We start from the raw sequence: 14,035 nt of genomic DNA, 5'->3' as shown, positions 1-14,035 counted from the left end.
TAAATTATTGTGAATGACTGAATTACATTCGCTAACACCAATGTGTTATTTGTGTTATTGCAGGGATTAAATAGTTTTTTAACTAACGTAATAACTTTAGAAACTAAAAAAATCATTATATTAATATCATGACATCGGCAAAAAACGACGAAATAAAAAATCAATCCGATAACGAATTCTTAATTTTTAAAAGTTTGGAGTTTTCTATTATGAGCACTAACGAACGCATTCTGAGTTCCTTCACATTACCGAATGGTACCGAACTGAAAAACCGTTTGTTAATGGCCCCAATGACAACCTGTACCGGCTACTATGACGGTACGGTGACCAGCGAGCTGGTGGAGTACTATCGGGCCCGTTCCGGCAGCATTGGCACCATTATTGTTGAGTGTTGCTTTGTCGACGATCTCGGTCTTGCCTTCCCGGGTGCGATCGGTATTGATAATGACGAGAAAATCGCCGGGCTGGCGAAAATCGCTGAGGCAATTAAATCTAAGGGTTCTAAAGCCCTGCTGCAGATCTACCACGGCGGCCGTATGGTTGACCCGAAACTGATCGGTGGCCGTACGCCGGTAGGGCCAAGCGCAGTTGCCGCTCCACGTGACGGTGCCGCGACACCGGTTGCGCTGACCACTGCCGAAGTCGAAGGCATGATCGGTAAGTTTGGTGAAGCCGTGCGCCGCGCGATTCAGGCCGGTTTTGACGGTGTCGAGATCCACGGGGCCAATACCTATCTGATCCAGCAGTTCTACTCCCCGAACTCAAACCAGCGCACGGACGAATGGGGCGGCAGCCGTGATAACCGTGCGAAATTCCCGCTGGCGGTGCTGGAAATTACTCACAAAATGGTGCGCCAGTACGCGGACGACGCGTTTATTATTGGCTATCGCTTCTCCCCTGAAGAGCTGGAAGTGCCGGGTATCCGCTTTGAAGACACCATGTACCTGCTGGAGAAACTGGCTGCGCGCGGTGTGGATTATCTGCACTTCTCCGTGGGTGCCACTCTGCGTCCTTCTATTGTTGATACCCAGGACCCGACTCCGCTTATCGAAAAATACTGCACCCTGCGCTCTGAGACCCTGGCGCAAATTCCAGTCATGGGCGTGGGCGGCGTGGTGAATGTGTCAGACGTGAATGAAGCGCTGGACCACGGTTACGACCTGATTGCCGTTGGCCGCGCCACCATCGCTTACCCGGACTGGACTGACCGCATCGCGGCCGGTGAAAACCTTGAGCTGTTTATGGACAGCACCAAACGTGAAGAGCTGAACATCCCTGAACCGCTGTGGCGCTTCTCGCTGGTGGAAGCGATGATCCGCGACATGAGCATGGGTGAATCGAAATTCAAACCGGGCACCTTTGTTGAGAAAGTGCAGGACGATGCTAACGAGCTGGTGATTAACGTCAGCCTGGAGACCGACCGCATTGCGGATATCGAACTCGCATCGGGTCCGAGCGAAGACGTTGAGTTTGTCACCAGCTTTGAAGAGATCCGTACCCGCATTCTGGATGCCAACACCCCGCATGTGGATGCCATCACTGGTGCAACCAGCCAGAGTGAGGCGGTGAAGAAAGCGGTCTCGAAAGCAATGCTGAAATCCAGCAAAGCGCTGGCCGCAGAAGAGGGCGCCGACCCGAATGAAACCCGCAGCGTGGACGTGGTGGTGGTTGGTAGCGGTGGTGCCGGTCTGGCCGCCGCCATCCAGGCTCACGACGAAGGTGCAAGCGTGCTGATTGTTGAGAAAATGCCAACCATCGGTGGGAACACCATTAAAGCCTCTGCCGGGATGAACGCCGCCGAAACCCGCTTCCAGCGCGTGAAGGGCATTCAGGACAGCAAAGAGCTGTTCTACCAGGAAAGCCTGAAAGGCGGCGGTAACAAGAACAACCCGGAACTGCTGCGCCGCTTTGTTGAGAACGCGCCGCAGGCGATTGAGTGGCTGGCAACACGCGGCATTATGCTAAACGACATCACCACCACCGGCGGGATGAGCATCGACCGTACTCACCGTCCAAAAGACGGCTCTGCGGTGGGTGGCTACCTGATTAGCGGTCTGGTGCGTAACGTCAACAAACGCAACATCGACGTCATGCTGGACACCTCCGTCAGCGATATTATCTTCGAAAACGGTGAAGTCACCGGCGTGCGCCTGACCACCGAAGAGAATGAAACTATTACCGTAGCAACCAAAAGTGTCATTGTTGCCACCGGCGGTTTCAGTGCCAACAGCCAGATGGTGGTGAAATACCGTCCGGACCTGGAAGGTTTCGTTACCACCAACCACAAAGGGGCGACCGGTGGCGGTATCGCGCTGCTGGAACGTATTGGTGCAGGCACCGTTGATATGGGAGAAATCCAGATCCACCCAACCGTTGAGCAGAAAACATCGTATCTGATTTCCGAATCTATCCGCGGCGGCGGGGCGATTCTGGTGAACCAGCAGGGGAATCGCTTCTTCAATGAGATGTCGACCCGCGATAAAGTCTCCGCGTCAATCATCGCGCTGCCAGAGAAATACGCTTACATCGTCTTTGATGAACATGTTCGTGCCAAAAACAAAGCCGCAGATGAGTATATCGCCAAAGGATTTGTGACCAGCGCCAGCTCACCAAAAGCACTGGCTGAGGCCCTGGGGATGGATTACCACCAGTTCCTGGCAACCCTTGAGCGCTACAACGGCTTTGTTGAAAAACAGCACGACGATGATTTCGGCCGTACCACTGCGTTGCGTGCGCCAATCAACGAAGGGCCGTTCTACGCCATTCAGATTGCACCAGGCGTACACCACACCATGGGCGGCGTGACCATCAACACCGAAACCTGCGTACTGGACAGCAACCACAACGTACTGCCTGGGGCGTTTGCTGCCGGTGAAGTGGTCGGCGGGATCCACGGCGGTAACCGTATCGGTGGTAACGCAGTGGCAGATATCATTATTTTTGGTACTCTGGCTGGACACCAGGCGGCTATGCGTTCGAAAAAGAGGTAAGGCACCTGTTTCTCAGGCCGGATAAGCGCAGCGCCATCCGGCATATTCCCCGGCGGCGCGGTGCTTGCCGGGGCTACATTTGAGGATACATCCTATGCCTGATAGCCATCGCGTTTATAGCTACTCCGCTGTCCTGATGGGCTCACCCATCCTCCTGAAACTCTTCTCCCATGACGAAGCCCTCGCTTCCCGCGTGTTTCGCCTGATCAAACAGTATGAAGATCTGCTCACCGTCAACCGCGCGCACTCGCAGGTCATGGATATCAACCATGCAGCAGGCCAGCATCCGGTCACCGTCAGCCGACCCGTATTTGAACTGATCCGCTGTGCAAAAGCGGCAAGCCTCCTCAAGGACAGCGCCTTTAACCTGGCCATTGGCCCGCTGGTGAAGCGCTGGAAAATTGGTTTTCAGGGAGACAGCGTTCCGCCTGCCGATGAATTAGAGTCACTGCTGGCGATTACCCGTCCTGATGATGTCATCCTTGATGAGGCTCGCAGCAGCGTTTTTCTGACCAGCACGGGTATGGAAATCGATCTGGGGGCCATCGCCAAAGGATATATCGCCGACAGAGTTCGGGATTATCTGCACAAAGAGGGGGCCGATCTGGGGCTGATTAACCTCGGCGGCAATATCCAGACATTAGGCTCGCCGGAAGGGGGCTGGAGCGTGGGGTTCAAAAAACCGTTCGCCGGGGATGCGTTGATCGGCACGATGACGGTCGAGAACATGTCAGTCGTGACGTCCGGAACATACGAACGCTACTTTGAACAAAACGGCAAACGCTACCACCACATTCTCGATCCGCGCACCGGGTATCCCCTGGATAACGAACTGGATAGCGTGACCATCATTTCTAAAAACTCCATTGATGGAGATATCTGGACCACGTTGATGTACGGCATGGGCGTAGAGAAGGGGTGTGCAACGCTGCGCGCGCGCCCCGATATTGAAGCTATCTTTGTGACAAAAACAAAAGAAGTGGTGCTCTCTTCAGCGCACCACTTCCGGTTTACCTTGCTGGATAACAGCTACTGCGTTACTGACAATACTGCTTGAGCAGGCCTGTTTGTTCCGGCTGGAGGCGGTAGCGATACACCGGACGCCCGGTGGCACCGTAGTGAATGCTGGTGAACAAAATGTTGATTTGCGCCAGCCAGATCAGATATTTGCGGCAAGATACGCGGGAGATATTGACCGCGCCTGCCAGGTCATCGGTGGAGAATTCTGTCTCCGGATGGGCATCAATCCACTGACAAATCGTGCGCAGCGTCTGCGGCGTTAACCCTTTCGGCAGCTTTTTGCTGTCCGCCAGCTCTGGCGCTCCGCCGTGGATCAGTCTGTCAACGTCGGCCTGCTCGTAGTACTGGTGCGATCCCATCAGACTGTGCTTCGCCTTCCAGCCGTTTAGTGCCTCTTCAAAGCGTGGGAACTGGAACGGTTTAATCAGATAATCCATCACGCCGTAATGGATGGAGGTCTGGATCGTGGCGGCGTCAGCAGCGGAGGAGATCATAATAACATCAATCGGGCGGCCCGAAGCGCGAATAACGGGCAACAGATCCAGCCCGTTATCCTGCTGCATATAAACGTCCAGCAGCACCAGGTCGACAGGCTGGTTGGGGTTATTGATAAAGGCCTCGGCCTGGTTGAGCGTAGAGGCGACTCCGCAGCAGCTAAAGCCTTCAACACGGTTGACGTACAGACGGTTGAGGTCAGCTACCATGGCATCATCATCGACAATTAATACATTTATCACGCGATATTCCTCTCGCTATCCCAGGGGATGTGAACAAAAAATTGGGTAAAGACACCAGGCTCAGACTCGACGGAGATGTCTCCGCCCAGGTTCTGGATTTGCTGGCGAGCAAGGAACAACCCAACACCGCGGTTTTCACCTTTGGTTGAGAATCCCTTTGTAAAAATAGCCTCCAGCTGAGTGGGATCAATACCGGGGCCATCATCACTGACTTCACAACTGAGCCAGCCATTCTGATAATGCAACAGCAGAGTGATTTCGCCTTCCTGCTGTCCTTCCATCGCGTCGAGTGCGTTTTCAATAAGGTTACCCAGCGCGGTGATCAGCACTGCAACCTGCTCTTCACTGGCGGTATCCGGAATCTGGCACTCATCGGCCAGCGACAGGGTGACGCCCGCTTCTTTCGCCCGGTTTATTTTACCCAGCAGGAACCCCGCAATCACCGGAGATTTTACCTTGCTCTGTATCTCACCGATATCTGTCTGGTAATTGTGCGCGGTCTGGATGATGTACTCTTCCAGCTTGTCGTAGCGTTTCATGTGCAGCAGGCCAAGGATCACGTGCAGTTTGTTCATAAACTCATGTGTATGGGTGCGCAGGGCGTCGACGTAACTGACCATGCCATCAATCCGCTGCATCAGCTGGCTGATTTCCGTTTTATCGCGGAAGGTGGTGATCGCGCCGATCACCCGATCCTGGCTTTTGACTGGCACCATGTTGCACAGCAACAGCCGCCCGTTACAGCTGATCTCCTGATCCTGGCGGGCAATACCCGTTTTCGAGACTTCCCGCAGGCTGGCCAGCAGCGGCGCGCTGGCGTTTTCAGTCTGCTTCCCTGAGGGCAGGAGTAAAATCTCTCTGGCGGTTTGATTAATCATCGTCACCCGGCCATGAATATCGACAGCCAGCACCCCTTCACGGAGCGACTGCAGCATTGCCTGACGCTGTTCGAACAATGCGGAGATTTCGTAGGGTTCGAGCCCGAACAGGATGCGTTTCAGTACCCGAACCAGACCCCAAATCGCCATGGAACTCATAAAGATACTGAATAAGATGGTCCAGACGGCGTTCATCCGTCCACGGGCGATCTGATCTTCCACTTTTTTGAGAGAGATACCGACCACCACCACACCGATCTGATCGTGCTGGCTATCATAAACAGGGGTGAAAACACGGAGCGCTTCGGCGAGCGCACCACGGTTTACGGAGACATTCTCTTTACCTTCCAGCGCAGGCTCGAGGTCATTACCAATAAAGTGCAGGCCGATCAGCGCTTCGTTCGGGTGCGAGTAACGAATCCCCCGCATGTCAGTCACCACCGTGAGCAGCAGATCGTTGCGTTGGGTAACGGCTTTGGCGATGGGCTGAATGATATCTGCCTGCGGGGGCTGCATCAGGCCTCGCTGGATCTCCGGGCTGTTAGCCAGCGTTCGGGCGATACCCAGAGCGGTATCTTTAACATCATCGCGGGTCGCCCGGGTAATTTGTACTGAATAGAGTGCAAAGACCACCAGCAGCACAGAGGCAATAATCGCGCATACCATCAACGTGACCAGCGTATTCAGTTTCATGGGGCGCTTGCGCGTCAGAAGGAAAGGCTGCAAATCGCTCATCAACACTCCGCGATGATTAAGAAAGGGGGTAATTATCGCCGATGACACGCTTTTCTTAAAGCCATGTAAAGGCGTGGATTTGCTCCTCTTTTCGTGACCCTCCTCGCATGTCATCCATATAAAACACTTTATAGTGTGTGGGTACTCATAATAAGGAGGCTGTTTATGAGCATTATGCTTACCGGTTCGGTCAAGGAAAGACGGCACGCCAGCACGATGAATATTGATAGATTGTCCACGCTGGACATGCTGAAAGTCATTCACCAGGATGATGCACTTATCACTGCTGCTATTACCCCCTGTTTAACAACTATCGCCCGCGTGGTGGATAACGCCGCCGCGACCCTCAGCCACGGTGGTCGTTTAGTCATTGTTGGCGCAGGCCCGTCGGGCCGTGTCGCGCAACAGGTAGCGGATGAATATGCTCCGGGTAAAACTCCTGTCATTGCCGTTACAGCAGGCGAGGGAGAAGGAAGCTATGAGCGTGGCGTTGCCGACCTGCAGGCCATCACCTTTGGCGAACACGATATGATGCTGGCGGTGACCATTAGCGGAAAAACACCGTGGGTTTGGGGCGCGATGCGGCATGCATGGTCGCTGGGCTCTTCGGTTGCTGTCATTACCGGCGACGCGCAAAGTGAAGCGGCGCAACTGGCGAGCATGGTGATTGCCCCGGAACTGGGTGCTGATGTGGTCGCAGGCTATATCAATACCAAAGCGGGGATTGCGCAGAAAATGATCCTCTCGATGATTGCTACCGGATTGGCCGTCCGAACCGGTCGCGCATACAGCAACCTGCGTGTGGATCTTGAGGCAAGCAATACCAAATGGGCCGAGCGACAAATCGCAATAGTGATGGAAGCAGGCGGATGTACCCGGGCGGAGGCGAAAGCCGCGCTGGAAGGGTGTAACCATAACTGTAAAACAGCGGTATTGATGGTGCTGACAGGGCTGGATGCCTGGAAAGCCCATGAGCTACTGGCGCAGAATAACGGATTTATTCGCGTGGCGTTGCAGGAAGCGCCGTAGAGCCTGACAAATGGCATAAAAAAGCCCGCGAAAGCGGGCTTTAGTATTTTAGATATTAGAACTGGTAGGTCATACCGATGCCAACGATGTCATCGGTGGAAATACCGTTTGCTTCGTAGAAGCTTTCATCGTTATCCAGCATGTTGATTTTGTAGTCAACATAGGTAGAGAAATTCTTGTTAAAGCTGTAGGTCATACCCAGGTCGATATAGTTAACCAGGTCCATGTCACCATGCTGACCCTGAGGGTGGCTAGCGTTGCCTGGGTAAGTCATGTCCTTGCCCTTGGAGTATACCCATGCCAGGGATGGACGCAGGCCGAAGTCGAACTGGTACTGGGCAACCGCTTCGAAGTTCTGGGTCTGATCTGCGATACCATAATCACCGTATGGTGTCATATTGCGGGTTTCAGCATACATCATCGCCAGATAGATGCTATTGGCATCGTATTTGGCACCGATGGTCCACGCTTCAGCAGTTTTACCGCTAGCATAACGCGCGCTGTATTGGCCTGCCGCTTCCTGTTCGTTAGTACGATCAGAAGACGAGTACGCCGCACCCAGGCTCAGGCCGGACAGGTCGCCAGAGAAGTCGTAGGAGGTCGACATACCGAAGCCGTCGCCATTCTGGAAACGCACATCTTTATGACCATTTTTCGTGCCTTCCTGGTCTTCTTGAGCATACTGACCTTCATTCGCGCCCTGATATTGCAGCGCAAAATTCAGACCATCAACCAGACCAAAGAAATCATTATTACGATAAGTCGCCAGACCGTTAGCACGGCCATTCATAAAGTTATCGGTCCAGGTGTAAGAATCACCGCCAAATACCGGCAGCATATCGGTCCAGGCTTCAACGTCGTACACGACGCCGTAATTACGGCCATAATCAAATGAACCGTATTCACCATATTTCAGACCTGCATATGCCAGACGGTTAAAGGATTTATCACCCGCGCCTTCAGTATCATTTGCGTAGGTTTTATATTCCCACTGGCCGTAACCGATCAGATCGCGAGTAATCTGAGTTTCACCTTTGAAACCAATCTGTACATAGGTTTCATCGCCGTCGTCACCTGGGTTGTCAGAGAAGGTATGACGTGCATCGACTTTGCCATACAGGTCAACTTTGTTGCCGTTTTTATTGTACATCTCTGCCGCATTTACCGCGCCAGCCATTAATAAAGCGGGTACAAGAAGTGCCAGAACTTTTCTTTTCATTATATATTCCCTTTAAAGATAATTTATATGAATATATGTAATTGCCCTCCGCAATTACATGGCTGATACTATTCTATGGATTGTTATTTTGGTTCAAAAATAAATGTAATTAAAGTCGTATAAATATTGCAAAATATTTCTAAATGTCGCTTTATTTTTCTTGTGAATTATTCGATTGAACATATAGGGGTTAATTATTATTAAGTATTTCACGCTATTATTATTTCATTTTTATAATTTCTTGAAATTATATATTTCGCCCTTTCAGAGCAAAAATAACACAACCGTTAATCTTGCCTGAGATCAACTTAACGCAAACTGAGCGTAAGAAATCTTCCCACACTGCCGCGTTTAATGACAAAATGTGATGATTGTCACAAAACTAAGTGAGCAGGTGAAAACGATAGTGCAGCTATCGTGGAGTGAAGGATAAAGATGGAACGAAAAATTGAACGCAGCCTGGGAGGCAAACTGGCTCTGTGGGTGTTCTACGCATTTTGCGGTTACTTTGTCTGGGCTATGGCGCGCTACGCGTGGGTGGTAAGTAAAATTCCATCACTGCCTGATACCGTGGCTGACGGTGATTTAGGGTCGACCAGCGGGAAGTGGCTTGGAGCCATTCTGGGGTTTATGGTGCTGGGCACCGTCGGTCTGATTCTGGGCGCGATTGCCTGGTATACGCGTCCCCGTCAGGACAACCGGTGATAGCAGCGGGGAAAGTTGCTATTGTTACCGTTTCACCGACAGGATGTGATCATGGAACTTACGCAGTGGCAGCACCGCTTTGAACGCTGGCTCGACGAAAACCACACGACCGACGACGCCGCTCATGATATTTCACACTTTCGTCGTGTCTGGATGACCGCGCAAAAAATTATGGGCAACCAGACGGTTGATCCGCTGGTTGTCCTGACCGCATGTTATTTTCATGACATCGTTAGCCTGCCGAAAAACCATCCGGAACGCAGTCAGTCATCCCGTCTGGCGGCGCGTAAGACACGTAGCATTCTGCAATGCGATTTCCCTGATTTTCCGTCCGAATGCTATGCCGCAGTGGAACATGCCATCGAGGCACACAGTTTCAGCGCCGGGCTGACGCCGCAAAGTATTGAGGCCAAAATTGTCCAGGATGCAGACCGTCTGGAAGCACTGGGTGCCATCGGTCTGGCGCGAGTCTTTGCCGTGTCAGGCGCTTTGGGGGTGGCACTGTTTGATGCTGACGATCCGTTCGCCGATGCACGAGCGCTTGATGACCGGGCATTTGCCCTTGACCATTTTCAGACCAAGCTGTTGCGCTTGCCTGATACAATGCAAACGGATGTCGGGCGCGAGCTCGCGCATCACAACGCCGATTTTCTGATCCAGTTTATGGCGAAACTCAGTGCCGAATTACACGGCGACTGCATCGGGCTGGATAGCCAGGTTCAGAGCCGCTTCCGTCGCAGTTTGCGCAAATGAACTGTGGTAATCTGTTTCCAGTCTTTATTGTCCGGTTAAAAGAATGCAGGAAAATCGATCAGTGACTGAGCCCGCACCTGAGCAGGCTGAGAAATCAACGGCAACGGTGCAGGCGTTATTGCACCAGTTGTTAGATATCTATGATGCTAAAACCCTGGCAAATCAGCTGGTGGCACACGGTGAGAGCCACTGGAGCCCGGCAATCCTGAAAAGACTGCTGACCAGCGAGCGGGCAGGGCGTCGCCTGAGCGAAGGCGAGTTTCGTTACCTGCAGAGCCTGCTTCCACGCCCTTCAGCCGCGCACCCGAACTATGCTTTCCGCTTTATCGATCTGTTTGCCGGTATCGGTGGCATCCGACACGGCTTTGAAGCCATCGGCGGTCAGTGCGTGTTTACCAGCGAGTGGAACAAACATGCTGTGCGCACCTACAAAGCAAACTGGTACTGCGATCCCCATGAACATCATTTCAACGCGGATATCCGCGATGTCACCCTGAGCCATAAAAGTGGCGTGAGCGATGCACAAGCCGCGGAGCACATTCGCCAGACGATCCCGGCGCATGATGTGCTGTTGGCGGGTTTCCCGTGCCAGCCTTTCTCCCTGGCGGGCGTCTCGAAAAAGAACGCCCTCGGACGCGCCCACGGTTTCGCCTGTGATACCCAGGGAACGCTGTTTTTTGATGTGGCCCGCATTATTGACGCCCGACGCCCGGCGATTTTTGTGCTGGAAAACGTCAAGAATCTAAAGAGCCATGATAGTGGAAAAACCTTCCGCATCATCATGCAAACGCTGGACGAGTTGGGCTATGACGTGGCCGACTCACAGGACATGGGCGCGGATGACCCAAAAATCATTGATGGGAAACATTTTCTGCCCCAGCATCGCGAACGAATCGTGCTTGTGGGTTTCCGCCGCGATCTCAATCTGAAGGGGGATTTCACCCTGCGTGATATTCCTTCTTTATATCCGGCGCACCGTCCCACCGTGGCTGAGCTGCTGGAGCCTGTCGTCGACGCGAAATTTATCCTCACTCCGGTGCTGTGGAAATACCTCTACCGCTATGCCAAAAAACATCAGGCGAAGGGCAACGGCTTCGGTTTTGGGATGGTCAACCCAAACGATCCGCACAGCGTCACCCGCACGCTTTCTGCCCGCTACTATAAAGATGGTGCAGAAATTCTGATCGACAGAGGCTGGGACAAGGCGCTTGGCGAGCAGAATTTCGACGACCCGGACAACCAGCGTCATCGTCCACGGCGCTTAACGCCTCGGGAATGCGCCCGGTTAATGGGGTTTGAAACCCCGCAAGGCTACAGCTTCCGCATTCCGGTTTCGGACACGCAGGCTTATCGCCAGTTTGGTAATTCTGTGGTGGTTCCCGCGTTTGCGGCGGTGGCAAAACTGCTGGCCTCCCGCATCAAACAGGCTGTGGCGCTACGTCAGAGTGAGGCCGTCAATGACGGATGTTCACGATAAAGCAACACGCAGTAAAAACATGCGTGCCATCGGCACGCGTGATTCCGCAATTGAAAAACGCCTGGCCGCGCTTCTGACGCAGGCCGGCGTTGATTTCCGCGTGCAGGATCCTTCGCTTGCGGGTCGCCCGGACTTCGTTGTAGACGCGTACCAGTGCATCATCTTTACCCACGGCTGTTTCTGGCATCATCACGACTGCTACTTGTTCAAGGTTCCGGCGACACGCACCGATTTCTGGCTGGAGAAAATTGGTAAGAACGTTGATCGTGACAACCGGGATCTCACCACGCTTATTGCTCAGGGCTGGCGAGTGCTGATCGTCTGGGAGTGTGCCCTGAGAGGCAGATTAAAACTGAACGATGCCGATCTTACGGAACGGCTGGGAGAGTGGATCTGCGGCGGCGGTCAGACCGCGCAGATCGACACACAGGGTATTCATCCGCTTACGGTTTTTCCACCTCGCAAGGTGTGACAACCGGTTTGGCAGGCAGCAAATATTTGCCCAGCGTGACCAGCACAACAGCAAAAACAATCACCCCGAGTGCCAGCCATTCTACCGACGAGAGCGTTTCACCGCCCAATCCTGTGCCGAGCAGCACGGCCACGACCGGGTTGACATAGGCATAGCTGGTGGCGACGGCCGGAGAAACATTGCGGATCAGGAACATGTAGGCATTAATGGCGATGAGCGATCCAAACAGCGCCAGATAACCGACTGCCAGAAAGCCCGACAGACCCGGCATTGTCGTCAGCTTTTCTCCCGTCAGCGTTGAGGCGAGTAAGAGCACAATCCCCGCAGCGAGCATCTCTATTGCGCCAGCCATCATGCCGGAGGGCAGCTCAATACGGGAGCCGTATACGGAACCGAACGCCCAGCTCATAGAGCCGATCAGAATAATCACGGCGCCCCATGGGTTCCCGCTCAGATTACCGCCGCTGTTGAGCAGAATAATGCCAGCAAGCCCGATGCCAATCCCCAGCCATTCCAGTTTGCGGGTACGAATGCCAAAAAGGCGGCTAAAACAGAGGGTAAACAGCGGGACGGTGGCCACAACCACGGCGGCGATCCCTGACGGTACATTCTGGTGCTCGGCAATGGTCACAAAACCATTGCCCACGGCCAACAGCAGCAGACCAATCAATGCAGCATTAAGCAGCGGGCGAAGTGGGGGAAGTTTATGACCGCGTAGCAGCAGGAATGCCAGCAGAAGCACCCCAGCCGAGAGGAAGCGAATACCCGCCATCATCAGCGGCGGCCAGCTTTCTACCCCGATGCGAATGACAAAGTAGGTTGAACCCCAAATGATATACAGTGAAAAAAGTGCCCCAATGAGCGGTAGCAATTGCCGGAAACGCATAATCCCTCACGACGAAATAAAAAGGTCGCTGATAGTAAACGCGAAAACTATCGTGCTGGCGAGCCCTTTAATTGTGTGGTTGATGTGAATTTTTTGTTGACGAAAGGTGCCTGTTTCCGGGTTCACGCTTTTGCTCCATACTATTCACTACATTAGCAAAAAAAGAAGGATTGAGATTTTGGCAGGAAGTAGCTTATTAACATTGCTGGATGATATTGCCACCTTGCTGGATGACATTTCAGTGATGGGGAAACTGGCAGCGAAGAAAACCGCAGGCGTTCTGGGAGATGATTTATCGCTTAACGCCCAGCAGGTGAGTGGGGTTAGGGCTAATCGTGAACTGCCGGTGGTGTGGGGCGTTGCGAAAGGTTCATTCCTGAATAAAGTGATTCTGGTACCACTGGCGCTACTGATCAGCGCGTTTATTCCCTGGGCCATCACGCCGTTACTGATGATTGGTGGGGCATTTTTATGCTTCGAAGGCGTCGAGAAAGTCCTGCATTCGTTCGCGGCACGTAATAAGAGCGATACGCCTGAAATGCGCCAGCAGCGTCTTGAAGCACTGGCCGCGCAGGATCCGAAAACCTTTGAGCGCGATAAAGTGAAAGGGGCTATTCGTACCGACTTTATTCTCTCTGCTGAGATCGTCGCCATTACGCTGGGGATTGTGTCTGAAGCACCGCTGATGAACCAGGTTCTGATCCTCTCCGGGATCGCTATTCTGGTCACGGTAGGGGTGTACGGTCTGGTGGGGTTGATCGTTAAGCTGGATGATATCGGCTACTGGCTGGAAGAGAAATCAAGCGCGGTGGCAAAAGGGGTAGGCAAAAGCTTACTGGTGCTGGCGCCCTGGCTGATGAAGAGTTTATCCGTGGTCGGCACGCTGGCGATGTTCCTCGTTGGCGGCGGTATTGTGGTTCACGGTATTGCGCCATTGCATCACGCTATCGAACATTTCTCCACTGCGCAGGGTGCTGTTGTCGCGGCGATTCTGCCCACGCTGCTGAATCTTGTGTTGGGCTTTATCATTGGCGCTATCGTGGTGGCGGCAGTAAAGTTGGTCGAAAAAATGCGTGGCACGGCGCACTAATTGCTACCTGTTACAGATGCAAAAAGACCATTCCTCGTCTAAAT

At 53.1% G+C, this 14,035-nt stretch carries 12 protein-coding genes; 8 read left to right on the top strand and 4 right to left on the bottom strand.

The genetic code is table 11. The features are described 5' to 3' along the window. Positions 1–209: 209 nt before the first annotated feature. Together ACJ9Y9_RS15125 and ACJ9Y9_RS15120 are read left to right on the top strand one after the other, a co-directional pair. Positions 210–2,990, top strand: coding sequence for a flavocytochrome c (locus tag ACJ9Y9_RS15125; protein WP_028019611.1), 2,781 nt, complete (start codon positions 210–212; stop codon positions 2,988–2,990). A gap of 94 nt (positions 2,991–3,084) precedes the next feature. Next, positions 3,085–4,047: an FAD:protein FMN transferase gene (locus ACJ9Y9_RS15120; RefSeq protein WP_028019610.1), complete on the top strand. Its 963-nt coding sequence runs from the start codon at positions 3,085–3,087 to the stop codon at positions 4,045–4,047. On the opposite strand, the gene dcuR is transcribed toward ACJ9Y9_RS15120, so the two are convergent. Together dcuR and ACJ9Y9_RS15110 are read right to left on the bottom strand one after the other, a co-directional pair. After that, the gene (gene dcuR / locus ACJ9Y9_RS15115) at positions 4,028–4,747 is read right to left on the bottom strand and encodes a two-component system response regulator DcuR (protein WP_028019609.1); all 720 of its coding nucleotides are present in this window, start codon (positions 4,745–4,747) and stop codon (positions 4,028–4,030) included. The two genes, ACJ9Y9_RS15120 and dcuR, sit on opposite strands and share 20 nt — an antisense overlap. Next, positions 4,744–6,360, bottom strand: coding sequence for a sensor histidine kinase (locus tag ACJ9Y9_RS15110; RefSeq protein WP_028019608.1), 1,617 nt, complete (start codon positions 6,358–6,360; stop codon positions 4,744–4,746). Before ACJ9Y9_RS15110 ends, dcuR begins: the two co-directional genes overlap by 4 nt. A gap of 165 nt (positions 6,361–6,525) precedes the next feature. Between ACJ9Y9_RS15110 and ACJ9Y9_RS15105 the strand changes: the two genes are divergently transcribed. Further along, positions 6,526–7,389 (top strand): N-acetylmuramic acid 6-phosphate etherase, encoded by an 864-nt coding sequence (locus ACJ9Y9_RS15105; protein ID WP_028019607.1) that lies wholly within the window; start codon positions 6,526–6,528, stop codon positions 7,387–7,389. Positions 7,390–7,444: 55 nt separating this feature from the next. Here ACJ9Y9_RS15105 and ompC read toward each other — a convergent pair whose 3' ends face one another. After that, a complete protein-coding gene (ompC, locus tag ACJ9Y9_RS15100; protein ID WP_028019606.1) occupies positions 7,445–8,608 on the bottom strand; it encodes a porin OmpC in 1,164 nt (387 codons plus the stop codon). Between the two features lie 435 nt (positions 8,609–9,043). Here ompC and drpB point away from each other — a divergent pair, with 435 nt between their 5' ends. The 4 genes from drpB (at position 9,044) to ACJ9Y9_RS15080 (ending at position 12,015) form a co-directional block, all read left to right on the top strand. Then, positions 9,044–9,313 carry a cell division protein DrpB gene (gene drpB, locus ACJ9Y9_RS15095; protein ID WP_028019605.1) on the top strand — a complete coding sequence of 90 codons (270 nt, stop codon included), beginning with the start codon at positions 9,044–9,046 and terminating at the stop codon, positions 9,311–9,313. Positions 9,314–9,364: 51 nt separating this feature from the next. After that, positions 9,365–10,066: a phosphohydrolase gene (locus tag ACJ9Y9_RS15090; RefSeq protein WP_028019604.1), complete on the top strand. Its 702-nt coding sequence runs from the start codon at positions 9,365–9,367 to the stop codon at positions 10,064–10,066. Between the two features lie 61 nt (positions 10,067–10,127). Continuing rightward, the gene (locus ACJ9Y9_RS15085) at positions 10,128–11,543 is read left to right on the top strand and encodes a DNA cytosine methyltransferase (RefSeq protein ID WP_028019603.1); all 1,416 of its coding nucleotides are present in this window, start codon (positions 10,128–10,130) and stop codon (positions 11,541–11,543) included. Beyond that, entirely contained in the window at positions 11,524–12,015 is a 492-nt protein-coding gene (locus ACJ9Y9_RS15080) for a very short patch repair endonuclease (RefSeq protein ID WP_028019602.1), read from the top strand. Before ACJ9Y9_RS15085 ends, ACJ9Y9_RS15080 begins: the two co-directional genes overlap by 20 nt. Here the strand turns inward: ACJ9Y9_RS15080 and yedA are convergent. Then, a complete protein-coding gene (gene yedA, locus ACJ9Y9_RS15075; RefSeq protein WP_028019601.1) occupies positions 11,987–12,901 on the bottom strand; it encodes a drug/metabolite exporter YedA in 915 nt (304 codons plus the stop codon). The genes ACJ9Y9_RS15080 and yedA overlap by 29 nt on opposite strands. A 175-nt stretch (positions 12,902–13,076) precedes the next feature. Between yedA and ACJ9Y9_RS15070 the strand changes: the two genes are divergently transcribed. Further along, positions 13,077–13,991: a DUF808 domain-containing protein gene (locus tag ACJ9Y9_RS15070; protein ID WP_192831230.1), complete on the top strand. Its 915-nt coding sequence runs from the start codon at positions 13,077–13,079 to the stop codon at positions 13,989–13,991. The last annotated feature ends 44 nt before the right edge of the window (positions 13,992–14,035 follow it).

The sequence above is a fragment of the Enterobacter sp. CPE_E1241 genome (genome assembly GCF_045618265.1).
Classification (GTDB): domain Bacteria; phylum Pseudomonadota; class Gammaproteobacteria; order Enterobacterales; family Enterobacteriaceae; genus Enterobacter; species Enterobacter adelaidei.
This window is presented reverse-complemented; position numbering and strand designations above follow the sequence as displayed.

Excerpts from the sequence above, each read along its gene's own strand:
- ACJ9Y9_RS15125 (WP_028019611.1), top strand. The coding sequence starts at position 210 with ATGAGCACTAACGAACGCATTCTGAGTTCCTTCACATTACCGAATGGT.
- ACJ9Y9_RS15120 (WP_028019610.1), top strand. The coding sequence starts at position 3,085 with ATGCCTGATAGCCATCGCGTTTATAGCTACTCCGCTGTCCTGATGGGC.
- ACJ9Y9_RS15110 (WP_028019608.1), bottom strand. The coding sequence starts at position 6,360 with ATGAGCGATTTGCAGCCTTTCCTTCTGACGCGCAAGCGCCCCATGAAA.
- ACJ9Y9_RS15105 (WP_028019607.1), top strand. The coding sequence starts at position 6,526 with ATGAGCATTATGCTTACCGGTTCGGTCAAGGAAAGACGGCACGCCAGC.
- ompC (WP_028019606.1), bottom strand. The coding sequence starts at position 8,608 with ATGAAAAGAAAAGTTCTGGCACTTCTTGTACCCGCTTTATTAATGGCT.
- drpB (WP_028019605.1), top strand. The coding sequence starts at position 9,044 with ATGGAACGAAAAATTGAACGCAGCCTGGGAGGCAAACTGGCTCTGTGG.
- ACJ9Y9_RS15090 (WP_028019604.1), top strand. The coding sequence starts at position 9,365 with ATGGAACTTACGCAGTGGCAGCACCGCTTTGAACGCTGGCTCGACGAA.
- ACJ9Y9_RS15080 (WP_028019602.1), top strand. The coding sequence starts at position 11,524 with ATGACGGATGTTCACGATAAAGCAACACGCAGTAAAAACATGCGTGCC.
- yedA (WP_028019601.1), bottom strand. The coding sequence starts at position 12,901 with ATGCGTTTCCGGCAATTGCTACCGCTCATTGGGGCACTTTTTTCACTG.